A 26,605-nucleotide genomic window follows, 5' to 3' on the forward strand; every position below is an offset into this window, starting at 1 on the left:
TATTGAGATGGAAAAGCTAGCGCGTAAACAAGTCCAACAACTTACCCCTTATTTATCGGCTCGCCGAATTGGTGGTACCGGTGACGTATGGCTAAATGCCAACGAATCACCATTTAACAATGAATACAAAACAGACTTTGCTCGTCTTAATCGTTACAGCGAATGCCAACCGAAAGAACTGATTTCCGCTTACGCGGCGTATGCGAGTGTGAAACCAGAACAAACGCTGACTTCTCGCGGTGCAGATGAAGGCATTGAGCTACTGATTCGTGCTTTCTGTGAGCCGGGTGAAGATGCGATTCTTTACTGTCCACCGACTTACGGTATGTACGCTATCAGTGCCGAAACCATCGGTGTTGAGCGCAAAACCGTACCACTGACGTCAGATTGGCAACTAGACCTTGCAGGCATCGAAGCCAATCTGGATAACGTGAAACTGGTTTTCGTATGTTCGCCAAACAACCCAACAGGTAACTTGGTTAAGCGTGAAGACATTGTGTCTCTGCTTGAGATGACAAAAGACCGAGCAATCGTTGTAATGGATGAAGCGTACATTGATTTTTGTCCAGAAGCGTCAACGGTAGATTTGCTGGCGCAATATCCGAACCTAGCAATTCTGCGTACTCTGTCGAAAGCTTTCGCGCTTGCTGGTCTGCGTTGTGGATTTACGCTTGCGAACGAAGAGCTGATTAATGTACTTCTTAAAGTTATCGCACCATATCCAGTACCGGTTCCAGTGGCAGAAATTGCTACTCAAGCGCTGTCTGAAGCAGGTCTAGCGCGAGCGAAGTTCCAAGTTCTCGACTTGAATGCAAACCGAGCTTACTTACAAGTTGGTTTGTCAATGATTCCGGGATTGGAAGTCTTTGAAGGATGGGGGAATTACCTATTGGTGAAGTTCCCAGATGGCGATGATCTTTTCAAAGCCGCTTGGGATACGGGCATTATTTTACGTAACTCACCAATCGAGAACTGTGTACGTATCAGTGTGGGTAACCGCGACGAGTGCGAAAAAACACTCGGATTTATCAGAAACTACTACTCATAAGTAGAAAAAAGTATTTATCGCTCTCGCTCAATAGCGGGAGCGCCAAAAAGATATAGCAATAAGGAAGTTCGAGTGAGCAAACAACAAAAAATCCTTTTTATCGACCGTGATGGCACCTTAATTGTTGAGCCGCCGGTTGATTTTCAAGTAGACCGTTTAGATAAGCTTAAACTAGAGCCATTTGTTATCCCAAGCCTGTTGTCGTTGCAGGATGCCGGATACCGCCTAGTGATGGTAACGAACCAAGATGGTCTAGGTACCGACAGCTACCCACAAGAAGATTTCGACGCACCACACAACATGATGATGGAGATCTTTGAGTCTCAAGGTGTGAAGTTTGATGACGTGCTGATTTGTCCTCACTTTGATGAAGATAACTGCTCTTGCCGTAAGCCTAAATTGGGCTTGGTAAAAGAGTATCTACAAGGTGGCAAAGTTGATTTTCAAAACTCTGTTGTGATTGGTGATCGTCAAACCGATCTTCAACTTGCAGAAAATATGGCAATTCGTGGTATTCAATACAACCCAGAAACCATGGGTTGGAAACAGATCCTGAAAGATCTGACGGTGAAAGCTCGTGTTGCTGAAGTGATTCGTACCACGAAAGAAACGGACATCAAAGTTGCGGTTAATCTTGATGAGCAAGGCGGTAATGACATCTCAACGGGTCTTGGTTTCTTCGACCACATGTTGGATCAAATTGCGACGCACGGTGGATTCCAAATGGTGTGCAAAGTGGAAGGAGACCTTCACATCGATGATCACCACACAGTAGAAGATACCGCTCTTGCCTTGGGTCAGGCGTTGAAAGAAGCGCTGGGTGACAAGCGTGGTATTGGTCGCTTTGGTTTCAGCCTGCCAATGGATGAGTGTTTAGCACAATGTGCGCTAGACCTATCAGGTCGTCCCTACCTTAAGTTCGACGCGCAGTTTAGCCGTGAGCAAGTGGGTGATCTTTCAACAGAGATGGTGGTTCACTTCTTCCGTTCTCTGACTGACACCCTAGCGTGTACGCTGCACCTGTCTTCTGCGGGCAATAATGACCACCACATCATTGAAAGCTTGTTTAAAGCGTTTGGTCGTACTTTACGTCAAGCAATCAAAGTAGAAGGCACTGAGCTACCAAGTAGTAAAGGCGTGCTTTAAGGCTCACGTTAGCAAGGAGAAAAACAGTGACAGAACAGAAAGTTGTCATTATCGATACTGGCTGTGCCAACGTTTCTTCGGTGAAGTTTGCCATCGAACGCCTAGGTTATGACGTAACTATTTCAAAAGATCCACAAGTTGTATTGGCAGCTGACAAGCTATTTCTACCGGGAGTGGGGACTGCCAGTGAAGCGATGAAGAACCTAGAAGAGCGCGATCTTATCAGCTTGGTAAAACAGGTAGAAAAGCCTTTGCTAGGTATCTGTTTAGGCATGCAACTATTGGGCAAAGTGTCTCAAGAGAAAGGGCAGAAAGCAGATGAGTTGGTTGAGTGTCTTGGACTTTGTGATGGCGAAGTGAAGTTGCTACAAACCGGCGATTTACCGCTGCCGCATATGGGGTGGAATACAGTGTCTGCAAAAGCAGGTAACCCACTGTTCAAAGGCATTGAAGAAGGTGAGTACTTCTACTTTGTACACAGCTTTGCAATGCCTGTCGGGGATTACACGATTGCCGAGTGTGAATACGGCAACCCGTTCACAGCAGCAGTACAAAGTGGCAACTACTACGGTGTGCAGTTCCACCCTGAGCGTTCTTCAAAAGCAGGCGCGAAGCTTATTCAAAACTTCTTAGAATTATAAAAGGGATTTAGTGTGATTATTCCAGCTCTTGATTTAATTGAAGGACAGGTGGTTCGCCTTTATCAAGGTGATTACGGTCAAGTTACCGAGTACAAAGTCGACCCAGCAAAGCAGTTTAATTTGTACCACCAAGCAGGTGCTAACTGGCTACACTTAGTGGATTTAACTGGCGCGAAAGACACGACAGCACGCCAGTTAGATTTGATTGCAAAGCTACTAGCAAGCACACCAGCAAACATCCAAATCGGTGGCGGTGTGCGTACAGAGCAAGACGTGGTTGACCTGCTAGAAGCGGGTGCTCAGCGTGTTGTAGTTGGTTCTACAGCGGTAAAACAGCCAGAGCTTGTGAAAGGTTGGATGGAAAAATACGGTGCAGAGAAAATTGTTCTCGCGCTAGACATCAACATCGATCAAGACGGCACGCGTAAGGTAGCGATCTCTGGTTGGCAAGAAGACTCAGGCGTGACTATCGAAGCATTGATCAACGATTATCTGACGGTAGGTCTACAGCATGTGCTTTGCACGGACATTTCTCGTGACGGTACGCTAGAAGGTTCAAACGTTGAGCTTTACGTCGACTTATGTAAACAGTACCCGCAAGTGCAGTTCCAATCTTCAGGTGGCATCGGTTCATTAGCGGATATCGAAGCACTAAAAGGCAGCGGTGTTGCTGGCGTGATTGTTGGTCGTGCATTGTTAGATGGTAAGTTCACAGCAGAGGAGGCGTTTGCATGTTGGCAAAGCGAATAATTCCATGTCTTGATGTTCGTGATGGACAAGTGGTGAAGGGCGTCCAGTTTCGCAACCACGAAATTATTGGTGACATCGTTCCTCTGGCGCAGCGTTATGCTGAAGAAGGCGCAGACGAGCTTGTGTTCTACGATATTACCGCTTCAAGTGATGGTCGTGTCGTCGATAAAAGTTGGGTCGCTCGCGTTGCAGAAGTGATTGATATCCCGTTCTGTGTGGCTGGTGGTATTAAATCAGCAGAAGACGCGGCGCGCATTCTTGAGTTTGGTGCAGATAAGGTATCTATTAACTCTCCTGCCTTGGCTAACCCTCAGTTGATTACTGACCTTGCTGATAAGTTTGGTGTGCAATGTATCGTCGTTGGTATCGATTCATACTACGACAAAGAGACGGGCAAGTATCAGGTTTACCAGTTTACTGGTGATGAAGAACGCACCAAAGCGACCCAATGGGAAACGCGTGATTGGGTGCAAGAAGTACAAAAGCGCGGCGCTGGTGAAATCGTGCTGAACATGATGAACCAAGACGGTGTACGTAACGGCTACGACATCGAACAACTGAATATGGTGCGTGAAGTGTGTAACGTGCCATTGATTGCATCGGGCGGTGCAGGTGCCATGGAGCATTTCGCAGAAGCCTACCAAAAAGCAAATGTGGATGGCGCGCTTGCCGCATCGGTATTCCACAAGCAAGTCATCAATATTGGTGAACTAAAGCAGTATTTGAAACAACAAGGCATTGAGGTACGACTATGAGTGTGAAAGCCGCCGAAGTAAGTTCGCTAGCTGAGCGAATCAACTGGGAAAAGGTGGATGGTCTGGTACCTGCCATCGTACAAGATTTCCAATCAAGCCAAGTGCTGATGATGGGTTACATGAACCAAGATGCGTTGGCAAAAACGGGCGAAACAGGTCAAGTGACGTTTTTCTCTCGTACCAAGCAACGTCTTTGGACGAAAGGTGAGACCTCTGGCAACGTATTGCAATTGGTGAACATTCAGCTCGATTGCGACAACGATACGCTACTGGTGAAAGTGAATCCCATTGGTCCTACGTGTCACTTGGGTAACACAACTTGCTGGGATGTGGACCCTCAAGAGGAGTCACAAATGGTGTGGCTTCATCAACTTGAGCAGCTATTGGCTGCCCGCAAGAGTGCCGACCCAGATTCCTCTTATACTGCCAGTCTTTATGCCCGTGGCACCAAGCGTATTTCGCAAAAAGTGGGCGAAGAAGGCGTTGAAGTCGCGCTTGCGGCGACGTCGGGCGATAAGGCGGAGTTAGTGTGTGAATCAGCAGACTTGATTTACCACTTGCTGGTATTGCTTCAAGACCAAGGTCTATCGATGAATGACGTGGTGAATAAACTGAAAGAGCGTCATAAATAAGCCTGCTATAGATAAATGAAAGCCCCTATGACTCGGGAGTCTAGGGGCTTTTTTAATTTAGTGTTCTTGGTTCGGGGTAAACCTCGGCGACAGTGCGAGTGGCGATTGGATTCTGAATCACGCTCGTCCCTCGCTGTTCAGAATGACGGTATATTTTCTAATGGTGCTTGCAGTAGAGTTATCTACTTCAAACAGGTACATATATTCACGTCATTTCGACAAGCCTAAGCGATGTCAAGAATCCAATTAAATCGAGTTTAATAAGCTAGGTATGGATGCTTTACCCACAACACTTCTTAAATTTCTTACCACTTCCGCAGATACACGGGTCATTGCGGCCAACCTTTAGGCTACTTATTGGCTGGCTTAAACGTGGATCTTGTTCTGGTTCTTCTTCTGGCTCTTCTTCAGGAAATGTGCCGTCAATGTAGTACCAAAGTCCGTCTTCTTTTACAAAGCGAGAACGCTCTGTCATGCAGTAGCGTTTGCCGTCTTCATTAAAGTACGCATTGAACTCAACAAAACCTTCATTCTTGTTGCTACCCGCTTCAGTTTTGACTACCTCAAGCTTGCACCAATCGCTATCGATGGACTGGGCAATGCCTTCACGTTGTTCTTCTGCGTTACAGCTTGGGTGATATGTTTTTACCACGTAATCCACTAGACCCAACACATGTGCACTATAGCGAGAACGCATCAACTGCTCTGGAGTGATGACGTCAGCATGGTTATTGTGGGCGATTTCACAACACTGTGAGTAGGTGCGGTTAGACCCGCAAGGACAAGAAGAAGCCATAAAATGAAATCTCGATTAATTAAGCGGTAAAACAAACAACCTTTTACACCCAACTTATTCTCGCTGAACGTAGCATCGCGAGGTTACTTGGGCATATCAGTGAGGCTGGAGGTATTCTTTTGGGGCATTATAGCGATTTAGGGCGTTTGAGACAGCAGTTCTTGGGCCCACGCAGTGGATTGACTGAACGCCTTCGCTAATTGTGGTTCATTCAGTTTGAGCGCGTTACAGTACTTTTCCGTCGTTTCCCAATCGGCTTTCTCGTAAGCAATGATCATTGAAAGTAGGTAGCCTAATACACCTTTTCGACTGGTGAGTGCTTGTTTGATTTCCTCATCGACTGGAATGTCGCTGATTACATCGGATAGTGGCTGATCGAGTAGTGAGTCCAGCAGTGAAAACATACCTGTCAGGAATGCTTGACCCGGATCATACTTGGTTTTCATCTGGCTCAACAAAATCTCACACATACGTGCGCGTTGAATCGCTAACGAATAGAGAGAGTCAGGTTTATCCTCGTGCACAGAGGCAATCGCCACAAGAGAAATAAAGCGTCTTAAGCGCTCTTCACCAAGGTAAACCAGAGCTTGACGGAAAGACTTAATCTTAGTTGTGAGCGTGTAACCTGAGTTTACGTAAGTCAACAGCTTATAAGACAAAGTCACATCAATAGAAAACAGACGTTCTACCTCATTGAAATTGATAGGTTTATCTGCAATTTCTTTGCACAGTTGTATAACCGTCAAAAACGCTGGGTTGAGGCGTTTCTTCTGAATCATCTCTGGCTTACTGAAAAAGTATCCTTGGAAGTAGTTAAAACCAGCATCCATCGCTTGCTCAAATTCTTCATAGGTTTCGACTTTTTCTGCTAAGAAGTCGATACCAAAATGTCCGAGAGAACGAATATAGATTGCAGCTTTGTCTATAGGCACCAAACGGATATCAAACTTAATGATAGCGACGTATGGTAAGAAGCGCTTCCAAGCCTTGGTCGGAACGAAGTCATCTAATGCGACACGATAACCAGATGCGTGCAGATGTTTAATCGCATGAAGTAGCTCATCTGTCGGTTCGCAATCTTCCAGCACCTCTACAACTAACGACTCATTAGGAAATAGAGTAGGAACTAGGTTGACTAAGCTTTGGTATGGAAAATTAACAAAGCCAAGTTTATCACCTAGTGTGCTGTAGTGAGTCGTCAAGAAGTGATCAGACAAAAGTCGGCTAGTCGCCATTTCTGGTTCTACTTCTGGAAAGGTGTTTTTCGGACCGTCACGAAAGAGAAGCTCGTACCCAATGGTACGCTTTTCTCTGTCTAGTATCGGTTGACGAGCTACGTATGAATACTTCAATGCGGTACTTTGTTCTGTTTAACTTAGTATTACGATGATAGCGATTTTTTGTAAAATTTCTATGCTTTACGCGTCAATCTTCTACACGCTCGACAAGCTTTACTTCAATTCTGTGTCAAACGGTCGTGTTTGTAAGTCAAAACCGTCAGAATTTACTTGTAAAACTGAGCCTTGGGTATACCAATCACCTAAAACGATGCGGGTGTTTTTAGCACCATTAAGTTCAAAAAAATGTGTATTTGGACGATGTGTATGACCGTGAATCATCAAGTTGACGCAGTTTTGAGACATAACACGTTCAACTTCGCCTTGGTTTACATCCATGATGTCGAGAGACTTGGTTTTTTTATCATCTCGAATGTCTGATTGAACCTTGGTGACAATTCTTTTCTTAACGAACCAAGGAATTCGATTAAACAACCATTGAAGCCATGGTTTATGAACGGTTTTACGAAACTCTTGGTATTTCACATCATCAATGCAAAGTGTATCGCCATGTAAGATAACGGCTTTTTGACCATAGAGGTCAATCGTACAAACGTCGTCGAGCAACGTCATACCGGTTTCTTTGCAAAAGCGTTTACCTAGGAGGAAGTCTCGGTTGCCTTGGATGAAGAAAACAGGGACACCAGAATCCGTCAGCGCTTTAAATTCAGCGCGGATCTGGTCTGCGAAAGGGGTGTCATCATCGTCACCAATCCAAAACTCGAACAAATCACCGAGCACATACAAAGTATCTGCATGGATCGCCTCTGTATGCATGAACGTGACAAAGCACTCCGTGATGTCCGGACGTGATGGGGTAAGATGAAGATCAGATATAAATAATGTCGTCATAGAAATAAGGGGAGGCGAAGCCTCCCCACAAACTTATCTCTTGGTGGCAATTCTAAAGAATTACTCTTCGATTGTAGTACCAGTGATCATTACATCTTCTAGAGGTACGTCTTGGTGCATGCCGTAAGAACCAGTGCTAACGCCTTTGATCTTGTTTACGATGTCCATGCCTTCGATTACTTCACCGAATACACAGTAACCCCAACCATCTAGGCTTTCGCTACGGAAATCTAGGAACGTGTTGTTGTTTACGTTGATGAAGAACTGAGAGCTTGCTGAATGCGGCTCCATAGTACGAGCCATAGCAAGTGTACCCACTTTGTTGCTAAGGCCGTTGTTTGCTTCGTTCTTGATAGGTGCACGTGTAGCTTTTTCACGTAGACCAGACTCCATACCACCACCTTGGATCATGAAGCCGTCAATAACACGGTGGAAAAGAGTGTTGTCATAGAAACCGTCGCGGCAGTACTGAAGGAAGTTTGCGCTTGTTTCTGGCGCTTTCTCTTCGTTTAGTTGAATCTTGATGTCACCAAAATTAGTGTGAAGGGTGATCATGCTACTTTCCTTTACTGTGTTGTATTGAAACTGCGATTCTAGCCTAAGTTATTACGCTTTAAAAACTCAGGAAGAACAAATTCATAGTTTTGTGCTTGAAGTTTAGCCGATTATCGTTTTATCGGTTAATTGCTATTACCTAATAAGGTCTGAGTTGTTATACTCGGCGTTCTTGTTATTCATTCACAATCATAGATAGAGATCATGTTAAAGATATATAACACACTCACAAGACAGAAAGAGGAATTCAAACCAATTACAGCCGGCAAAGTTGGCATGTATGTCTGTGGAGTTACCATCTACGATCTCTGTCATATTGGTCACGGTCGTACTTTCGTTTCTTTTGATGTTGTTTCTCGTTACCTACGTTACCTTGGTTACGATCTAACGTTTGTACGCAACATCACTGATATCGACGACAAAATCATCAAACGCGCGGCAGAAAACGGCGAGTCTTGTGATTCACTTACTGAACGTTTGATCGGTGAAATGCACGCTGACTTTGATGCACTAAACATGAAACGTCCTGACGTTGAGCCTCGTGCGACTCAGTTCATTGCTGAAATCATCGAATTGGTTGAAAAGCTAATCGAGCGTGGTTTTGCTTACGTTGCAGACAACGGCGACGTAATGTTCGAAGTGGGCAAGTTCAACGAATACGGAAAACTGTCTAAGCAAGATCTTGACCAGCTTCAAGCTGGTGCTCGTGTCGATATCGAAACAGCAAAACGTAGCCCGCTAGACTTCGTACTTTGGAAGATGTCTAAACCGGGAGAGCCAACATGGGAATCACCATGGGGTCCAGGTCGTCCAGGTTGGCACATTGAGTGTTCTGCTATGAACTCGTCAATCCTAGGCAACCACTTCGACATTCACGGCGGCGGTTCTGATCTTCAGTTCCCACACCACGAGAACGAAATCGCGCAATCATGCTGTGCACATGACACTCAGTACGTGAACACATGGATGCACAGCGGCATGGTAATGGTAGACCGTGAGAAGATGTCAAAGTCTCTAGGTAACTTCTTTACTATCCGCGATGTTCTAGGTCACTACGATGCTGAGACCGTTCGTTACTTCCTAATGTCTGGTCACTACCGTAGCCAGCTAAACTACAGCGAAGATAACCTAAACCAAGCACGCGCGTCTCTTGAGCGTCTATACACATCTCTACGTGGTCTGGATCTGAATGCTGCGCCAGCGGGTGGTGAAGAATACGTAACTCGCTTTACAGCAGCGATGAACGATGACTTCAACACACCAGAAGCTTACTCAGTACTGTTTGACATGGCGCGTGAAGTAAACCGTCTGAAGACAGAAAACCTAGAGAAAGCGAGCGAGCTAGGTGCGCTAATGCGTGAACTGGCTGACGTGATCGGTATTCTTCACCAAGATCCAGAAGCATTCTTAAAAGGTGATGCAGGCGACGACGATGAAGTGGCTGAAATCGAAGCACTAATTAAGCTACGTAACGATTCTCGTGCAGCAAAAGATTGGGCTAACGCAGATATGGCTCGTGACAAGCTGACGGAAATGGGCATTGTTCTGGAAGATGGTCCAGAAGGCACAACGTGGCGACGTAAGTAATTGAATCTTTTAAAAGGGCTGATGATTCAGCCCTTTTCTTTACAAGCTTTTATAAATTCTAAACTTTAACGAAGGTAGTGCTCTGTGGCTCAGATGTATTTCTATTACTCGGCAATGAACGCGGGTAAATCGACAACTCTTCTTCAATCTTCATTTAACTACCAAGAACGTGGCATGACGCCTGTGATTTTCACAGCAGCGTTAGATGATCGCTACGGCGTAGGTAAAGTGAGCTCTCGTATTGGTTTGCAATCAGACGCGCATTTGTTCCGTCCAGATACCAACCTTTACCAAGAGATCGCGGCACTGCATGAAGTTGAAAAACGTCACTGTATCCTAATTGATGAGTGTCAGTTTTTGTCGAAAGAACAGGTTTACCAACTAACAGAAGTGGTTGATAAGCTGCATATTCCTGTACTCTGCTATGGTCTTCGTACCGATTTTCTAGGCGAACTTTTTGAAGGCAGCAAGTACCTGCTATCTTGGGCAGACAAGTTGGTGGAACTCAAAACGATTTGTCACTGTGGTCGCAAGGCAAACATGGTTATCCGTACTGATGAGCACGGTGTTGCAATCAAAGAAGGTGATCAAGTCGCAATCGGTGGTAACGATCGTTACGTATCCGTTTGTCGCCAGCATTATAAAGAAGCACTTGGTAAGTAAGCCAGTCTAGATAAGAGTTAGATAAGAAAAAGCCACCGAATTCGGTGGCTTTTTACTGTCTAGCTGTTGGTCCGTAAGTGAAGGATTACGCGAGACCAAACTCAAACTTTTCTCGAAGTGCTTGATAAGAAGACTCAACGTGGGCAGGAATCTCTTGTTTTGTTTGAAAGCCTTTCTCTGGGTAGGTTTTCACACGAGAAAAATCTTCCATGAGCGCTTCAAGGACCATCATTAGTGGCATTTCTTCGTTGATATATTCAAAGAAAGGGTGCGCTGTGGACGTGACTTGAAGCTGTGAATAAGGCGATTGCCACTGTTTTTCAAAGGTTGCAATGGCGCGTCTTTCCATAAATGGCTTTTGAACCAAAATCAGAGAGTCACAGCTAATCCCTTTTTCTTTCAATAACAGCTCAGTGAAGCGAACGTTCTCACCACTGTTACTCGACTTTGTTTCGAGCAATATTGCTTCGCTCGGTACACCTGCAAGCTTGGCGATATCTGCAAAAGTCTCTGCTTCACTTCTCTCAAATAAACCATCCGTAAAACGCCCTTCGCCACCAGAAAATACAATGAGTGGCGCAAATTTTTGATGGTAAAGCTTAGCGGCGTGTTCGGCTACGCGTAAGTCATTACTGCACATTACAAATAGGCAGTCAGCAGGCTTTAGCTTATGCTTGAGTTGCATGTACTCCCACAAGGTTTCAATGTGTTGATAGAGTTTCATAGTGCGTCCAGCGTTGAGGTGAATTGGAACTGGTAACCAAGCGAGATAAGTTTGTCTGCAAGGATTCGCTTATCGGCGGTTTCGGTGACTGGCGGAAGGGCAATATCTAAATCACTTTGCGTAATGGCAGCTTGATAAAACTCAGCTTTGCTGACGGTATTTGGCGTGGTCGCATTAACTACCTCATTTTCAATTTGATTGAGCGCGAAAGCCGTTGCCGCAACAGCATCGTTTTGATGCACCATATTCGCTGGCGCTTTGCGACTGACCTGTTTTAATCGCAACGCAAAGCGAGACGGGTGTCGGTCGGCACCAATCAAACCACTACAGCGAACGATAGCGTAGTCAATACCGGAGTCCATCACGTATTGCTCGGCTTGCAGCATAATACGTGCATTATCAGAGAAATGCGGATTGTCTTGCGCTAAAGCGAATGTGGCGTCTTCCTCTCTCATATCGACGGGCAAATTTGGATAGACCGTCGTTGAACTGACCATCAAAAGCTTTTCCACACCACTTACTTTTGCGGCTTCAACTAAACGTTGCCATTGCTGTGCGTATTCTTGTCCGTTTCCTTTGCGAAAACCTGGAGGAAACGATCCGACAATGCGTTCTATTTGTTCTTGTTTGAGCAGTTCGACAATTTTTTGTTGAGCTATTGGTTCGCTAAGGTCAAGTTGAGCCGTTCGTACGGAAGTGATTGGAAGTTCATCTAGCCTAGATTGGCTACGACGGGTAACCGTAACATGGTGTCCTTGGTCAGCTAAAGTTTGTGCAAGTGGCGCTCCTAGCCAGCCTGCGCCCACGATCAATATATTTGCCATCTGTATGTTCCTACGGTATGCCCTGATGACTACTCAAACAGGGTTTGTAACTCTAATCTGGCTTGTTGATGCAGGGGATCGGAATGCCATTTCTGATGTTGTATCAAATCAATGTTGACTTGCCATGCCAGTTTTGTGAATTCTTCGCCAAGTTTCACTAAGGTATTTGGTGCGTAAGACACCAAATGTTCAGGAAGAAAGCACCAGCCAAATCCCTTGTTCGCCAGTTCTAATAATATGTAGTAATCATCAGCGTACCAGATATCTGGGCTAAACGCCTGATTAAGACCGCTCACGTCTTCATTCTTTGAACGGATTACCAGTTGACGATGTTGCTTTAGCTCGTCGATGTTTCGGATTGGCTGTATTGCTAAAGGGTGTTGTGATGAGACAAACACATCAAAACCAATATGCCCTAGGTTAGATAAATCAACATTCTTAGGCATTTGTAAGTCACTTAAGATGATGCCCGTTGTCGCACGTTCTGATTTAATTAGTTCAATAATGTCAGGGCTGGATGCGGTCAAGCATTCCACCTGTAGACTTGGGAACTTTTTTTCTAAATTTTTCAATGCAATCGGGAGGCGGGTGAGCGGAATCCCTTCGTCAACAGCAAGGACAAGCTTGGTTGCAGGGCTGGAAAAAAGTTGAGACGCTTTATTATTCAGTCGGTCAAGTTGGCTAAGCGTTGCAAGTGCGTAAGGCATTAACTCATGACCTTTCTCCGTCAATTTTGGATAACGACCAGTTCGATCAAAAAGGTCCACGCCGCAATCAAGTTCCATGTTCATGATGTGCTGACTGATCACCGATTGTGCTCGTCCAAGCTTACGGGCTGCTGCGGAGAAAGAACCAGCTTCTGATGTAGTGACGAAAGCTTGTAGTTGTTCAATAGTAAACATATCGTTTTAACCGATGGTACCTAACTTTTACTTATCTTAATGATAGATAAAATGCCAGTCATTGAGTAGAACTATTTAGGTAAAACATCATGACTCGTAACGAACGTATCTTTCACGCTGTACTATTTGAAATGATTGCATTGGCGATCATTATTCCTGCTGCTTCTTTAATAACAGGGAAGGGATCCAGTGACTTAGCAGTGGTGGGTATTGGTCTGAGTCTTTACACCGTAGTTTGGAACTACATTTATAACTTGTACTTTGACAAGTGGTTTGGTCCAAACCGTGAAGAGCGCAGTCTAGCGATGCGCATTGGTCACACTTTGGGGTTTGAAGGTGGATTAATCTTCTTGTCTATTCCGGTGATCGCGTGGTTTTTGGAAATCACTCTGCTACAGGCATTAGCGTTAGAAGCGGGCTTCTTAATTTTCTTCTTATTTTATGCAACGGGCTTTAACTGGGCGTATGATAAAATTCAACCATTTGGAAAAATGAGAAAGCTCATTGCTTAATATAGTGAGTCTAGATAAATTTAATTATCAAAAAAGCCACCGTTGCGGTGGCTTTTTTAATTCCGATACTGGTTTATTTAAATATCGTTATTCAGCAGAAAGGACTCGAAGAATTTTATCTGCGTGTTCTGCAACTTCGATACCTTCGTCAGTTAGATAACCGCCATCAGGTTGTGTACATAGTTGTTTTTCGTACAGACGAGCAACGGCTGCCTGCATTTCTTCAGAAGCTTCTTTGTGGACTTTGATGCCTGTTGCTGCGCTGCTTAAATCGAATTGAAGAAGTAGGTTCAGTTCGGCGATATGGTCAGCTGAATATTTCATAGGTAATTCCTTCGTACTTTTTTATCCAAGCTAGTCTGAAAACTAAGGTTGAGCAATAGAAAACCCTTAGAAATGTTAAGTGTAGCGCTATAGCTCTGATATAACGCGGAAATTTTATTCTACGGTAAACATTTGACCCAAATATTAATAATGGTTAGGACAATAACTCATAGTTGAATTTTATCGATTACTCTCTCAACAACAACAAATTTGGTAAACATGAAAAATAGCCCTTGAAAAAGTCTGGAAATGGAGCGATTATCCGCGCCTCGTTAATTGTTTCTAAATGTTACACTTCCATGAACTTCAATCAGTTTGACTCATTATTACCACCTCAGGCTGCTGAACGTGCCGCCGAAGTAGGTGTTGGCAAAGCAACTAAAGCTCCAATGAAATCTTTCCTGTTGGCAATTTCAGCAGGTCTTCACATTGGTATCGCTTTTATTTTTTATACAACCGTAACCACAGGTGCTGGTGATCTTCCATGGGGCATTACACGTCTTATTGGTGGTTTGGCATTCAGTCTTGGTCTGATCTTAGTGGTAGTAACCGGCGGCGAGCTTTTTACTAGCTCAGTTCTTACGCTGGTGGCACGTGCAAGCGGCAAGATTTCATGGAAAGCCTTAATGAAAAACTGGCTGGTTGTGTACTTCGGTAACATGGTTGGTGCGGTTTTGCTTGTTGTGTGTATGCTGATCACCAAACAGTACATGTTCGACGGTGGTCAAGTGGGCTTGAATGCGATGGCCATTTCGCAGCACAAACTGCATCATGGCTTTTTCCAAGCTGTCGCGCTGGGCATCATGTGTAACGTTTTGGTATGTATCGCAGTTTGGATGACGTTCAGTGGTCGCACATTGACTGATAAAATCGCCGTAATGATCTTGCCGGTAGCTATGTTCGTTTCTGCTGGCTTTGAGCACTGTATCGCTAACATGTTCCAAGTACCAATGGCGATCGGTATTAAATACTTCGCACCTGAATCGTTTTGGCAAATGACAGGTGCAAACATTGCAGATTACGCGGATCTAAACATGATGGGATTCTTAGTGAACAACCTAATCCCTGTGACAATCGGTAATATCATCGGTGGTGGTGTCTTCGTTGGCATGTGGTATTGGATGATTTATCTACGTGATGAAGACAAGCATCTGAAATAACTTTTAAAAAAGGCAAGCTAAATGGCTTGCCTTTCTTTTATCTAAACTTCGCTCAACCGATGTTTAAACCAGTTCTTCGTTGATGCCATATTCGTTTGGAATCCAATGAGACGTCATTTCTACCGGTTCCTGAGTCAGCCAATCAACGGGCGAATCTGACTGCAACTCATCGAAGTTTTCTCGTACGGCTAACCTATCCATGGTGCTCTCCCTATGTCGTTTAATTGCACTTTAGAAGAGTAAGATGACGGTTCAATGACCAATCAGTGACCATTAAATTTCGCAGTGTACAGTGGTCTCAAAGTTGCGCTTATGTTTCTGGTTGCTTATGGGTTTTCGGGGTTTATCCACATTTTCTGTGGATAACCTGTCTCAAAGATCGTGAGTATCTTTTTTGATCGAGAAAAATTCATAAAATGAGACGCTTATGTGATGACGAAGTAACCGATTTTATGTCTTTTCCTTGTTGATAAACTTCACTTTAATACGTCCTTCTTTGGTTTGTACACAACTTAGTGTCATCTCTAAAGTGATCGCTACAGACACACTGAGCATGACAAAAATCGCCAGCATAATAACCAATTGATACTTGATGGCGATCATCGGGCTAGCACCACCTAAGATCTGACCTGTCATCATACCAGGGAGCGTCACCAAGCCTGTTGTTGCCATAGAAGCAAGAATTGGCGCAAGGGATTTGCGAAGGGCTTCTTGAAGAAAAGGGAAGGAGGCATACCTAGGAGCGGCTCCCAATGAGATGGCTGCCTCGTACTCTGACTTGCGTTGTTCGAAAGCGGTGAATAAGTTCTGCAACGCGACAATATTGCTGCTTAAGCTATTGCCTAACAGCATGCCTGCTAATGGAATCATGTATTGGGCATTGTAGAATGGTTCTGGCTTTACGAGACCTAAAGTGATAGCGGCAAGAAGAGGGACTAGACTGCAAGACAAGCCAGTAATCAGTGGGAGCATGAGTGGTTTCTTCGGAAGATTAGCTTTGCCCACAATTGAGCTTGCTCCGACGACAACCATAATGGATAACCACAGTAAATTTACGAGTAAGCTATTTAGCTTAAAAAGGTATTCCAGATACACACCAACCAAAATGAGTTGCACTGTCATTCGCGCAACACTCATCGCTGTATCTTTCGCAATTCCTAATTTATAGCGAGCATTGATGGTGAGTGGAACAATAAGAATCAAACTAAAAAGTGCAAGCTCAAACCAATTTATATCGACAACTTGATTCATAAACCTTCTCCCAAAATCAATGCTTTGATTCTAACGAAGTGGCATAGGTTTATGAATTGCTAAGCTCTGTTTTTTCGAAATCTCATCGACAAAATGATCGCTAAGACTTCGTGAAGTTTTCTTAACATAAAGATCACAAAGTATTGTCTTTAGTCGAAAAAATAGCGATTTAGTAGCACGAAAAAATCCATAAAAATGTAAACAAAGTTAATCTAATGTTGTATTCTTAACATGTTTGCAAAAGACTTATTTTTTCACATCTATTAATATTCTTTCACAAAGAATATCAATCAAACACATCTCTGGATGAGCTCAAAAAAGTGTTGGATAACAAGGGCTGGAGCGTCAGATTTGATTGAACCTTACTATTAGTATGGTCTAACATTTTCCAATAGAGATTGTAAAAAACTTAAGCTTGGTAACGCAGGCTTTTCAATAACACTAGATACAAAATAGGCAAATGTATGAGTGATGTTAACAAAATTGAGAGTGGTGAAAAACGCTCCCTGGAGTGGAAGTCTTTCCTCTTCATTGCAGTTGTTCTCTTCCCAATTCTGAGTGTGGCTTTCGTAGGTGGCTACGGATTTATCGTTTGGGCACTACAAGTGTTCTTCTTTGGTCCTCCAGGCGCACACGGCATGTAAGCCAGTGAGCTCACAACCACACTTTTGAAAAGATTTTAAGAGAGCAAATAATGAAATCATTAATCATTAAACTGTGGCGTACGATGACGCGCCCGGCAGTTCATATCAGCCTTGGCGTGCTGACTATGGGCGGTTTCATCGCTGGTGTTATTTTCTGGGGTGGTTTTAACACCGCACTAGAAGCAACCAACACAGAAGAATTCTGTATTAGCTGTCACACTATGCGTGACAACGTATACGTTGAACTGCAAGACACGGTTCACTGGAAAAACCACTCTGGTGTTCGTGCTACATGTCCTGACTGTCACGTTCCACACAACTGGACAGATAAAATCGCTCGTAAAATGCAAGCATCTAAAGAAGTATTTGCACAAGTATTTGGCAACTACGACGAACCGGGTGTTTTCGAAGAGCGCCGTATCGAACTTGCTAAACACGAATGGGATCGTTTCTCTGCAAACAAATCTCTAGAGTGTAAAAACTGTCACAACTACGATTCTATGGACTTCGAGCAAATGTCTCCAACGGCTCGTATCCAAATGAAACAAGCAGCTGAGAAAGACCAAAGCTGTGTTGACTGTCACAAAGGTATCGCACACAACCTGCCAGCTGGTATGGACAGCATTGGTGGTATCGTTGGTGACCTTGAAGGTATGACTTCAAACACTGACTACGGTGTAGGTCAACAACTTGTAAGTGTTCGTCATCTACCAATCTACTTCGACGATAAAGGTGCTAAAGAAGCAGGTCTTCTAAACCCAGCATCGACTGTTAAAGTTCTTGAAGAGAAAGGCGACTACGTTGAAGTTGAAATCGATGGCTGGCGTAAAGCGAAAGGCTTCGGTCGTGTAATTCAAGAAGACTTCGGTAAGAACATCGCAGTAGCATCACTACTAAAAGAAGCATCAACAGACGCTAACGTTGTGACTGCTGGTGAGAAGAAAGTTGATGAGCTAACAGGTCTTCCTTGGGAGAAAGTAGCTGCGAAAGTATGGATCAAGAAAGAATCTATGCTGAACGACATCAACCCTGTATGGGAAAAATCAAAAGAAGCTTACAAAACTAACTGTTCAGTATGTCACACACAACCTGCTGAAGCGCACTTCGATGCGAACACATGGCCAGGTATGTTCGACGGTATGCTAGCGTTCGTTAACCTAGATACAGACAGTGAAGCACTGATCTTGAAGTACCTACAGAAGCACTCTTCAGATTATGCTGAAGGTCACCACTAATAAGCGTCGGATTGGAGTAAATTAAATGGCTATTACACGAAGAAGTTTTCTTAAAGGTGTAGCAACCACAAGTGCAGCGTCAGTTATCGGCCCAAGCTTATTGGCTTCAGCATCTGCAAATGCAGCTGAGACTACTGGTACTTGGAAAGTAACAGGTTCACACTGGGGCGCGTTTCGCGCCCACATCTACGCGGGTAAAGTTCAAGAGATCAAACCGCTAGAACTAGACCAGAACCCAACAGAAATGTTGAACGGCATCAAGGGCATCATCTACAGCCCATCACGTGTTCGTTACCCAATGGTTCGTCTAGATTGGCTGAAGAAGCACAAATACAGCGCTGAGACGCGCGGTAACAACCGTTTCATCCGTGTAACTTGGGATGAAGCTCTAGACCTGTTCTACCGTGAGCTAGAACGTGTTCAGAAAGAATACGGTCCATGGGCTCTACACGCAGGTCAAACTGGTTGGAACCAAACTGGTGCGTTCAACAACTGTACGGCACACATGCAACGTGCTGTAGGTATGCACGGTAACTTCATCACTAAAGTAGGTGACTACTCGACTGGTGCAGGTCAAACCATCATGCCTTACGTACTTGGTTCAACAGAAGTTTATGCACAAGGTACGTCTTGGTCTGAAATTCTAGAGAACTCAGACAACATCATTCTTTGGGCAAATGACCCAGTGAAAAACCTGCAAGTAGGTTGGAACTGTGAAACGCACGAATCTTTCAACTACCTAGCGCAGTTGAAGGAAAAAGTAGCGAAAGGCGAGATCAATGTTCTTTCTGTAGACCCAGTTAAGAACAAGACTCAACGTTACCTAGAGAACGATCACCTATACATTAACCCGCTAACAGACGTAGCATTCATGCTTGCTGTTGCGCACGTACTGTACAACGAAGACCTATACGACAAGAAGTTTATTGAAACTTACTGTCTAGGTTTCGAAGATTTCATCAAGTACGTTCAAGGTGAAACGAAAGATAAAGTTGTTAAGACACCTGAGTGGGCTGCTCCTATCTGTGGCGTGAAAGCGGACAAGATTCGTGAATTCGCACGCATGCTAGTGAACGGTCGTACACAAATCCTTATGGGTTGGTGTATCCAACGTCAAGAGCACGGTGAGCAACCATACTGGGCAGCAGCAGTAGTTGCAGCAATGGTTGGTCAAATTGGTCTGCCTGGCGGTGGTATCTCTTACGGTCACCACTACTCAAGTATCGGTGTACCTTCAACTGGTTTCGCGGGTCCTGGTGGTTTCCCTCGTAACCTAGATACTGGTATGAAGCCGAAGTGGGACAACAACGACTTTAACGGTTACAGCCGTACTATCCCTGTTGCTCGTTGGATCGACTGTCTGCTAGAACCAGGCAAAGAGATCAACTACAACGGTGGTAAAGTTAAACTTCCAGACTTCAAGATGATGGTGATCTCGGGTTGTAACCCATGGCACCACCACCAAGATCGTAACCGCATGAAGCAAGCGTTCCAGAAGCTACAAACAGTAGTAACGGTTGAGTTCGCTTGGACTGCAACGTGTCGTTTCTCTGATATCGTGCTTCCAGCATGTACTCAGTGGGAACGTAACGACATCGACGTGTACGGTTCTTACTCGAACAAAGGTTTGATTGCTATGCATCGTCTAGTGGATCCATTGTTCCAATCTAAGCCAGACTTCCAAATCATGAGTGAACTGACTCAACGCTTTGGTCGTCGCGACGAGTACACTCGTGGCATGAGCGAGATGGAATGGATCCGCAGCCTGTACAACGATTGTAAGAAAGCGAACGACGGTAAGTTCGAAATGCCAGAATTTGATGAGTTCTGGGAGAAGAGCGTACTAGACTTCGGTCAAGGTAAGCCTTGGGTTCGTCACGCTGACTTCCGTCAAGATCCAGAAATCAACCCACTGGGTACACCTTCTGGTTTCATCGAGATCACTTCTCGTAAGATCGGTCGTTACGGTTACGAACACTGTCAAGAACACCCTATGTGGTTCGAGAAATCAGAACGTTCACACGGTGGTCCTGGCTCTGACAAACACCCGTACTGGCTACAATCTTGCCACCCAGACAAGCGTCTGCACTCTCAGATGTGTGAATCTGAAGACTTCCGTGCAACTTACGCTGTTCAAGGTCGTGAGCCTGTATACATCAACCCGGCTGATGCAAAAGCGAAAGGCATCAAAGACGGTGACTTGGTACGCGTATTTAACGATCGTGGTCAGCTTCTTGCTGGTGCTGTACTTACTGACAGCTACCCACGTGGTGTTATCCGTATCGAAGAAGGTGCGTGGTATGGTCCTCTAAACGAGAAAGTAGGTGCAATCTGTACTTACGGTGACCCTAACACTCTAACTCAAGATATCGGTTCTTCTGAGCTAGCACAGGCGACTTCTGCGAATACATGTATCGTAAACTTCGAGAAGTTCACTGGTAAAGTTCCACCAGTTACTTCATTCGGTGGTCCAATCGAAGTTGCTTAATCAGAGCACTAAGCTTTAAATAAAATACCAGCCTTCGGGCTGGTATTTTTTTGACCAAATTTCAGTGAGCATTCTCTCAATACCGAGTTTGGGCTTGCTCAAGAGCAACAGATTCGTGACGTCGATAACGAATTGAGCAGCAGAAGCGGAGGATAATGAGCCAAACTAAACAATAATAATCAAGTGAGTAGATTTTCTATGGCTCAGACCATTCAATTGGCCAATCATACTGAGATCTCAGTAAGTGATAACGATCTTCAATTCGAAATCGTCGGCAACCAAATTCACTTTTCTTTTGCCGGGATACACAATAAAACCTTTACTGACCGTGAAGTCTTGTTTCAAATGCCTTTTCTCTATGAGCAAGGCGCAACCGTTATCGGTGATGGCTTCCAAATGTTGGCACAGACCAGCGGTACCATTTCTCAACCTATCGACATTGGTCGTTGCCCCGATAACAACAATTCCTACCGTATTTACCCTGAGAGCACACCAAAGCGTTACTACAACTATTTAGTCGTAGAAGACTCTGCAGGTTACACCTTATTTGGTTTCACTACTTGCCGTCGCTTTGCTGGTTACTTTGAGGTGAAGCAACATGGTGAACATTGGGTACTTTCAGCAGCAATCGATGGTGAAAGAACGCAAGTTGCAGACTGGGAACATAACCATCTTGAATCGGTTGTTGTGTTACGTGGGAGTTCGTTATCTGAGCTGTATCAAGAATACAGTGAGATGATTGCAGAACATCACCCTGCACGTAACGGAGTAATGCAAGACGCTCCGGTTGGTTGGTGCTCTTGGTATGCCTACTACGCGGACGTGACCGAAGGCAACGTTTTGGAAAACGTGGAATGTATGCAAGACAACCTAGCTGAGGTCGAATGGGTACTGCTAGATGATGGCTACCAAGCATTTATGGGAGATTGGCTAACGCCTTCAGATAAGTTCTCTGGTGGTGTAAAAGAGCTGATTCATAACATTCGTGCAAAAGGCAAAAAACCAGCCATTTGGATGGCACCATTCATTGCCCAGCCAGAATCAGAAATCTTCAAAAAGCATCCCGATTGGTTTGTGCGTCACGAAGACGGAGAGCTTCTGAAAGCTGAAGATGTCACCTATGGTGGTTGGCGTTGTACACCTTGGTACATTCTCGATACTTCAAACCCTGAAGTTCAAGATCACTTAACTCACGTAGTATCTGTCATGCGCGAAGAGTGGGGTGTTGAGCTATTCAAATTAGATGCAAACTATTGGGGCACTTTAAAAGGTAAGCGCAGTCAATCGGGCGTAACCGGTGTAGAAGCCTACCGTATGGGTATGGAAGCGATCGCTAAAGGGGCAGGAGATGCATGGCTATTGGGTTGTAACGCACCAATGTGGCCTTCTTTGGGCTTAGTCGATGCTATGCGTGTGTCTGACGATGTAGAGCGCCATAGCCATCGCTTTGAGCAAATTGCTAAAGAGACCTTCTTCCGCAGTTGGCAGCATCGCAAGTTATGGCAAATCGACCCAGATTGCGCAACGTTCACTTCATTACCTAACCAAGCAGCCTCGCGTGAAGATTATCAATTCCATCGTAACGTGCTGCTAGCGTGTGGCGGTCTACTACTTTCCGGTGACCCTCTACCAGAAATCACCCCATTTGCGAGTAAGACGCTAGCGAAACTGATGCTGCGTCAACGCCGTAATCAAGAATCGGCTAAGTTTACCGCATTAGGTTTGAACCATGCTTTTCTGGCACTAACATCTAAGAATGATCTGCACTGTTTGTTTAACTACGCGAACGATGATGCGACAGAATTTACGCTTACCGCAGACCAACCAACAGATTGGTATGATTACTGGACCGGGGAGAAGCTCAATCAAGAGCCATGTCAGTTATTGCTAGTCAGCTTAGATAAAGGGTTAAATGCTAAGGCTGTCGTGACAGCAATGTAATTGGAAAAGTGAGCCAATCTCGTCCTTTTCAGAAATAAAGGCTAAAATTACTGTAAATGATAACTATTATCATTTACAGTAATGCTAATGAAAGGTAGAATCCTTCTATCTTTTCAAAGTAACTATTTGCCTTCTGGAGAAAACAGGGATGAGATTAAAAATTGGCTCTTTTGCCAAACCTGCGGTTGTACTTTTGTCTATGATGTCACTTGGATTAAGCACGGCAGCAATGGCAGCCGAGAAATTTAAAGTAGTGACAACTTTCACCATTATCGCGGATATGGCTCAAAACGTAGCTGGTGATGCGGCTGTTGTTGAGTCGATTACTAAACCTGACGCTGAGATTCACAACTATCAAGCGACCCCTGGTGATATTCGACGCGCTCAAGGCGCGGATCTTATTCTGTACAATGGTTTGAACCTAGAACTGTGGTTCAAAAAGTTCTTCAAAAATCTTCATGATGTGCCAAGTGTGATTGTGACCGAGGGTGTGCAGCCGATGAGCATCGCTCAAGGTCCTTACAGTGGCAAACCTAATCCCCATGCTTGGATGTCTCCAAGTGATGCTCTGATATACGTCGATAATATTCGTGATGCACTAGTGAAATACGACAGTGTTAATGCAAAGACTTACCAAAAGAATGCTGAAGCATACAAAAAGCAGATCATGGATATGGTTCAGCCTATTCGCGAAAAAGTGGCTCAAATCCCAGAAGACAAACGTTGGTTGGTAACAAGTGAAGGGGCATTCAGCTATTTGGCTCGAGACTTCGGTCTTAAAGAACTCTACCTATGGCCAATCAATGCAGACTCGCAAGGTACGCCACAACAAGTTAAACGCGTTATTGATGAAGTTCGTGCAAATCAGATCTCTGCGGTATTCAGTGAAAGCACGGTATCGGCAAAGCCAGCACAGCAGGTTGCGCGTGAAACAGGGGCTAAATATGCAGGTGTCTTGTACGTGGATTCATTGAGCAGTAAAAACGGTCCAGTGCCAACCTTCTTAGACTTACTGAAAGTGACTTCAAACACAATCGCAGAGGGTCTAGAACAGTAATGGCAGGAATTAAAGTATCAGACATTAGTGTCACTTATCGCAACGGTCATACCGCGCTATATGATGCAAGTTTTTCTCTTCCAAAAGGATCAATTACGGCTCTTGTTGGTGTGAATGGCAGCGGTAAGTCGACGTTATTCAAATCCATTATGGGGTTTGTACCGGTTAGCCAAGGATCGGTTGAGATCCTTGGTATGCCGGCAAAAAAAGCTCTAAAACAGAATGTTGTCGCGTACGTACCGCAAAGCGAAGAAATCGATTGGAACTTTCCTGTTCTGGTTGAAGATGTTGTCATGATGGGGCGCTATGGTCATATGGGATTACTCCGCATTCCAAAGCAAACCGATCATGACATGGTGACGGCTGCACTTGATCGCGTGAACATGACCGCGTTTAGAAAACGCCAAATAGGTGAACTTTCTGGCGGACAAAAGAAACGTGTTTTTCTTGCGCGAGCATTGGCGCAAGAGAGTGACGTTATTTTGCTGGATGAACCTTTTACTGGTGTCGACGTTCAAACGGAAGAACAAATCATGGCGTTGCTGCGTGACTTACGTGATGAGGGCAAAGTCATGCTGGTATCCACGCACAATTTAGGTAGTGTGCCAGATTTTTGTGACCGCACCGTATTGATCAACCGAACTGTGCTTGCTTCCGGGATGACTAGCGAAATCTTCACTCCTGAAAACCTCGAACTTGCATTTGGTGGCGTCCTTCGACACTTCATCCTTGGCGGTAAAGATCTTCATGAAGATGATGATGAGCGTAAGTTGACAGTATTGTCTGACCACGAACGTCCAGTTGTTATGTATGGTGAGCAGCAAGCTGTTCCGGTTTCGCGTCCAGACAAGTAAGGAGTTCATTTTTATGGATTATTTACTCGAACCTTTTCACTATGGCTACATGGTGAATGCCATGTGGGTGAGTGCATTGATTGGCGGTGTCTGCGGCTTTCTGTCGACTTACCTAATGTTGAAAGGCTGGTCACTCATTGGTGATGCACTTTCTCACTCGATCGTTCCTGGGGTTGCTGGTGCATATATGCTCGGCTTACCTTTTGCCTTTGGCGCGTTTTTGTCTGGTGGTCTTGCTGCCGCTGGAATGTTGTTCTTGAGCCAAAGAAGCAAATTAAAAGAAGATGCCATCATTGGTTTGATATTTACGTCTTTTTTTGGTCTGGGGTTATTTTTAGTTTCTCTTTTCCCTGCCGCGGTGAATATTCAAACTATTGTATTAGGTAATGTGCTCGCCATCACGCCGACCGATACATTCCAGTTAGTTATTATTGGTGGTATCTCGCTTGCCGTTATGCTCGTCAAATGGAAAGACCTAATGGTGGTCTTTTTCGATGAGAACCATGCCAAGAGTGTCGGACTGAACCCGACCCGATTGAAAGTGTTGTTTTTTACGCTTCTAAGTGCATGTACTGTCGCAGCGTTGCAGACCGTTGGTGCTTTTTTGGTTATTGCGATGGTCGTTATTCCAGGGGCTACAGCGTATTTAATGACTGACCGATTTTCACGCGTGATTGTCTACGCTGTTGCAATTGGGTCTCTAAGTTCATTCGTTGGTGCCTACGTCAGTTACTACATTGATGGCGCGACTGGCGGGATCATCGTTTTACTGCAAACAGCTTGTTTCTTGATGGCATTTGTTTTCGCACCTAAGCATGGTCAAATTGCGATTAGACGCAAAAGCAAACAACAAATCGCAAAAAAGAATCGTGAATCAGCGTCTTCAATGCCTATGATGAATAAGGAGCACAAAAATGCTTGATACACTCCTTATGCCTTTTACCTTCACATTCATGCAGCAAGCATTCTTGATTGTTTTGCTTGTTTCAATTCCAACGGCTTTATTGTCTTGCTTCCTTGTATTGAAAGGTTGGTCGTTGATGGGGGACGCCATCGCGCACTCGATTCTTCCTGGTGTGGTGATTGCCTATATCCTTGCTATCCCTTACACCGTTGGCGCGTTTGCTGCGGGTATATTTTGTGCGCTTTCAACAGGCTACTTAAAAGAAAATAGCCGTATCAAAGAAGACACCATTATGGGCGTAGTCTTTTCTGCCATGTTCGCGCTTGGTCTCGTATTGATGACCAAAATCGAAGTAGGCGTCCACCTAGATCATATCTTGTTTGGTGATGCACTAGGTGTGAGTTGGGCGGACATCATTGAAGCCGCAATCGTCGCTTTACTTGTTGTGCTGTTTGCGGTGTTCAAAGGAAAAGATTTGTTAGTTTTCGTATTTGATTACCAACACGCGCAAGCAATTGGTCTGCCTGTTAAGTTTCTCCATTATGGTTTGCTTTCGTTACTATCGTTAGCCATTGTCGCTGCACTTAAGGCTGTTGGGATGATCTTAGTTATCGCGATGCTGATTGCTCCCGGGGCAACTGCATTCTTACTAACGCGCCGTTTCCACAGCATGGTGTTGCTTGCCTTATGTATGTCACTGCTGAGTGCTTTTCTTGGTGTGTACTTGAGCTTTTTCATTGACAGTGCACCAGCGCCTACCATCATTCTCATCATGACGCTGAAGTTTATTATTGTCTTCTGCTACACCAGTTATAAAAATAGGAAAGTGGAGTTTAAATCTGGCGACACGATAGAACAGTTTTAAACCAGACTTTTCATCAAAGCCCAAGTATTGAATTGCTTGGGCTTTTTTCGTTGTCACTACTATACCCAAGTAACCTCGAGATGCTAGGTTCAGCGAGACTGACTTGGTTTGTAGACGCGGCGGCGATTTAAAGGTTTAGTGGGTCTAAATCAAGAATC

The 26,605-nt window shown here is 44.6% G+C and carries 28 protein-coding genes; 18 read left to right on the forward strand and 10 right to left on the reverse strand.

Features of this window, described 5'->3' with window-relative positions; all coding sequences use genetic code 11:
* Positions 1-7: 7 nt before the first annotated feature.
* The 6 genes from hisC to hisIE all read left to right on the forward strand — a co-directional run bounded on the left by hisC (position 8) and on the right by hisIE (position 4,972).
* Positions 8-1,048 carry a histidinol-phosphate transaminase gene (hisC, locus tag MHO32_RS21905; RefSeq protein ID WP_239213934.1) on the forward strand — a complete coding sequence of 347 codons (1,041 nt, stop codon included), beginning with the start codon at positions 8-10 and terminating at the stop codon, positions 1,046-1,048.
* Between the two features lie 72 nt (positions 1,049-1,120).
* Positions 1,121-2,194, forward strand: coding sequence for a bifunctional histidinol-phosphatase/imidazoleglycerol-phosphate dehydratase HisB (gene hisB, locus MHO32_RS21910; RefSeq protein WP_005450760.1), 1,074 nt, complete (start codon positions 1,121-1,123; stop codon positions 2,192-2,194).
* Positions 2,195-2,220: 26 nt separating this feature from the next.
* On the forward strand, positions 2,221-2,835 hold the full coding sequence (gene hisH, locus MHO32_RS21915) for an imidazole glycerol phosphate synthase subunit HisH (protein WP_005450758.1): 615 nt from the start codon (positions 2,221-2,223) through the stop codon (positions 2,833-2,835).
* 12 nt (positions 2,836-2,847) lie between these two features.
* On the forward strand, positions 2,848-3,585 hold the full coding sequence (gene hisA / locus MHO32_RS21920; RefSeq protein ID WP_005450756.1) for a 1-(5-phosphoribosyl)-5-[(5-phosphoribosylamino)methylideneamino]imidazole-4-carboxamide isomerase: 738 nt from the start codon (positions 2,848-2,850) through the stop codon (positions 3,583-3,585).
* Entirely contained in the window at positions 3,567-4,340 is a 774-nt protein-coding gene (gene hisF / locus MHO32_RS21925; protein WP_004749837.1) for an imidazole glycerol phosphate synthase subunit HisF, read from the forward strand. The genes hisA and hisF overlap by 19 nt, the downstream gene beginning before the upstream one ends.
* Positions 4,337-4,972: a bifunctional phosphoribosyl-AMP cyclohydrolase/phosphoribosyl-ATP diphosphatase HisIE gene (gene hisIE, locus MHO32_RS21930; protein ID WP_005450749.1), complete on the forward strand. Its 636-nt coding sequence runs from the start codon at positions 4,337-4,339 to the stop codon at positions 4,970-4,972. The genes hisF and hisIE overlap by 4 nt, the downstream gene beginning before the upstream one ends.
* Positions 4,973-5,252: 280 nt before the next feature.
* Here hisIE and MHO32_RS21935 read toward each other — a convergent pair whose 3' ends face one another.
* From MHO32_RS21935 to MHO32_RS21950, 4 genes are all read right to left on the reverse strand, one after another.
* Positions 5,253-5,768, reverse strand: a complete 516-nt coding sequence (locus MHO32_RS21935; RefSeq protein WP_239213937.1) for a YchJ family protein — start codon at positions 5,766-5,768, stop codon at positions 5,253-5,255.
* Positions 5,769-5,905: 137 nt separating this feature from the next.
* Positions 5,906-7,120, reverse strand: a complete 1,215-nt coding sequence (locus MHO32_RS21940; RefSeq protein WP_049536206.1) for an EAL and HDOD domain-containing protein — start codon at positions 7,118-7,120, stop codon at positions 5,906-5,908.
* Positions 7,121-7,219: 99 nt separating this feature from the next.
* The gene (gene lpxH, locus MHO32_RS21945; protein ID WP_239213940.1) at positions 7,220-7,957 is read right to left on the reverse strand and encodes a UDP-2,3-diacylglucosamine diphosphatase; all 738 of its coding nucleotides are present in this window, start codon (positions 7,955-7,957) and stop codon (positions 7,220-7,222) included.
* Between the two features lie 60 nt (positions 7,958-8,017).
* Positions 8,018-8,512: a peptidylprolyl isomerase gene (locus MHO32_RS21950; RefSeq protein WP_005437228.1), complete on the reverse strand. Its 495-nt coding sequence runs from the start codon at positions 8,510-8,512 to the stop codon at positions 8,018-8,020.
* A gap of 204 nt (positions 8,513-8,716) precedes the next feature.
* Here MHO32_RS21950 and cysS point away from each other — a divergent pair, with 204 nt between their 5' ends.
* On the forward strand, positions 8,717-10,099 hold the full coding sequence (gene cysS, locus MHO32_RS21955) for a cysteine--tRNA ligase (protein WP_005437232.1): 1,383 nt from the start codon (positions 8,717-8,719) through the stop codon (positions 10,097-10,099).
* Between the two features lie 84 nt (positions 10,100-10,183).
* Positions 10,184-10,762: a thymidine kinase gene (locus MHO32_RS21960; RefSeq protein WP_005450744.1), complete on the forward strand. Its 579-nt coding sequence runs from the start codon at positions 10,184-10,186 to the stop codon at positions 10,760-10,762.
* An 85-nt stretch (positions 10,763-10,847) separates the two neighbouring features.
* On the opposite strand, the gene MHO32_RS21965 is transcribed toward MHO32_RS21960, so the two are convergent.
* Genes MHO32_RS21965 through MHO32_RS21975 form a run of 3 tightly spaced genes read right to left on the reverse strand, consistent with a single transcriptional unit; the run spans position 10,848 to position 13,212 of the window.
* Complete coding sequence (locus MHO32_RS21965) at positions 10,848-11,486, reverse strand: YdcF family protein (protein ID WP_047513523.1); 639 nt, start codon at positions 11,484-11,486, stop codon at positions 10,848-10,850.
* On the reverse strand, positions 11,483-12,310 hold the full coding sequence (locus tag MHO32_RS21970) for an NAD(P)H-binding protein (RefSeq protein WP_239213943.1): 828 nt from the start codon (positions 12,308-12,310) through the stop codon (positions 11,483-11,485). The genes MHO32_RS21965 and MHO32_RS21970 overlap by 4 nt, the downstream gene beginning before the upstream one ends.
* Positions 12,311-12,339: 29 nt before the next feature.
* The gene (locus MHO32_RS21975) at positions 12,340-13,212 is read right to left on the reverse strand and encodes a LysR family transcriptional regulator (RefSeq protein WP_029789471.1); all 873 of its coding nucleotides are present in this window, start codon (positions 13,210-13,212) and stop codon (positions 12,340-12,342) included.
* Between the two features lie 89 nt (positions 13,213-13,301).
* Here MHO32_RS21975 and MHO32_RS21980 point away from each other — a divergent pair, with 89 nt between their 5' ends.
* A complete protein-coding gene (locus MHO32_RS21980) occupies positions 13,302-13,724 on the forward strand; it encodes a PACE efflux transporter (RefSeq protein ID WP_005450737.1) in 423 nt (140 codons plus the stop codon).
* Positions 13,725-13,811: 87 nt separating this feature from the next.
* Here MHO32_RS21980 and MHO32_RS21985 read toward each other — a convergent pair whose 3' ends face one another.
* On the reverse strand, positions 13,812-14,048 hold the full coding sequence (locus tag MHO32_RS21985; protein WP_005430269.1) for a TIGR02647 family protein: 237 nt from the start codon (positions 14,046-14,048) through the stop codon (positions 13,812-13,814).
* Between the two features lie 299 nt (positions 14,049-14,347).
* Between MHO32_RS21985 and focA the strand changes: the two genes are divergently transcribed.
* Positions 14,348-15,208, forward strand: coding sequence for a formate transporter FocA (focA, locus tag MHO32_RS21990; protein ID WP_005450735.1), 861 nt, complete (start codon positions 14,348-14,350; stop codon positions 15,206-15,208).
* A 63-nt stretch (positions 15,209-15,271) separates the two neighbouring features.
* Here focA and MHO32_RS21995 read toward each other — a convergent pair whose 3' ends face one another.
* Positions 15,272-15,409: a hypothetical protein gene (locus MHO32_RS21995; RefSeq protein ID WP_005450732.1), complete on the reverse strand. Its 138-nt coding sequence runs from the start codon at positions 15,407-15,409 to the stop codon at positions 15,272-15,274.
* A 249-nt stretch (positions 15,410-15,658) separates the two neighbouring features.
* Positions 15,659-16,459: an ABC transporter permease gene (locus MHO32_RS22000; protein WP_239213945.1), complete on the reverse strand. Its 801-nt coding sequence runs from the start codon at positions 16,457-16,459 to the stop codon at positions 15,659-15,661.
* Between the two features lie 464 nt (positions 16,460-16,923).
* Here MHO32_RS22000 and torE point away from each other — a divergent pair, with 464 nt between their 5' ends.
* From torE to MHO32_RS22040, 8 genes are all read left to right on the forward strand, one after another.
* Positions 16,924-17,103, forward strand: coding sequence for a trimethylamine N-oxide reductase system protein TorE (gene torE, locus MHO32_RS22005; RefSeq protein WP_005450728.1), 180 nt, complete (start codon positions 16,924-16,926; stop codon positions 17,101-17,103).
* Between the two features lie 50 nt (positions 17,104-17,153).
* Positions 17,154-18,338, forward strand: coding sequence for a pentaheme c-type cytochrome TorC (torC, locus tag MHO32_RS22010; protein ID WP_005450726.1), 1,185 nt, complete (start codon positions 17,154-17,156; stop codon positions 18,336-18,338).
* 25 nt (positions 18,339-18,363) lie between these two features.
* On the forward strand, positions 18,364-20,826 hold the full coding sequence (gene torA / locus MHO32_RS22015) for a trimethylamine-N-oxide reductase TorA (protein WP_005450724.1): 2,463 nt from the start codon (positions 18,364-18,366) through the stop codon (positions 20,824-20,826).
* A 198-nt stretch (positions 20,827-21,024) separates the two neighbouring features.
* Positions 21,025-22,767 carry a glycoside hydrolase family 36 protein gene (locus tag MHO32_RS22020; protein WP_239213947.1) on the forward strand — a complete coding sequence of 581 codons (1,743 nt, stop codon included), beginning with the start codon at positions 21,025-21,027 and terminating at the stop codon, positions 22,765-22,767.
* 148 nt (positions 22,768-22,915) lie between these two features.
* Positions 22,916-23,824, forward strand: coding sequence for a metal ABC transporter substrate-binding protein (locus MHO32_RS22025; RefSeq protein WP_005450720.1), 909 nt, complete (start codon positions 22,916-22,918; stop codon positions 23,822-23,824).
* On the forward strand, positions 23,824-24,678 hold the full coding sequence (locus tag MHO32_RS22030; RefSeq protein ID WP_005450718.1) for a manganese/iron ABC transporter ATP-binding protein: 855 nt from the start codon (positions 23,824-23,826) through the stop codon (positions 24,676-24,678). Before MHO32_RS22025 ends, MHO32_RS22030 begins: the two co-directional genes overlap by 1 nt.
* Positions 24,679-24,691: 13 nt before the next feature.
* Complete coding sequence (locus MHO32_RS22035) at positions 24,692-25,600, forward strand: metal ABC transporter permease (protein WP_017819516.1); 909 nt, start codon at positions 24,692-24,694, stop codon at positions 25,598-25,600.
* Entirely contained in the window at positions 25,593-26,447 is an 855-nt protein-coding gene (locus MHO32_RS22040; protein WP_005450714.1) for a metal ABC transporter permease, read from the forward strand. Before MHO32_RS22035 ends, MHO32_RS22040 begins: the two co-directional genes overlap by 8 nt.
* Positions 26,448-26,605: the final 158 nt, after the last annotated feature.

It is taken from the genome of Vibrio sp. MMH1-50 (genome assembly GCF_022347645.1).
GTDB lineage: Bacteria > Pseudomonadota > Gammaproteobacteria > Enterobacterales > Vibrionaceae > Vibrio > Vibrio harveyi.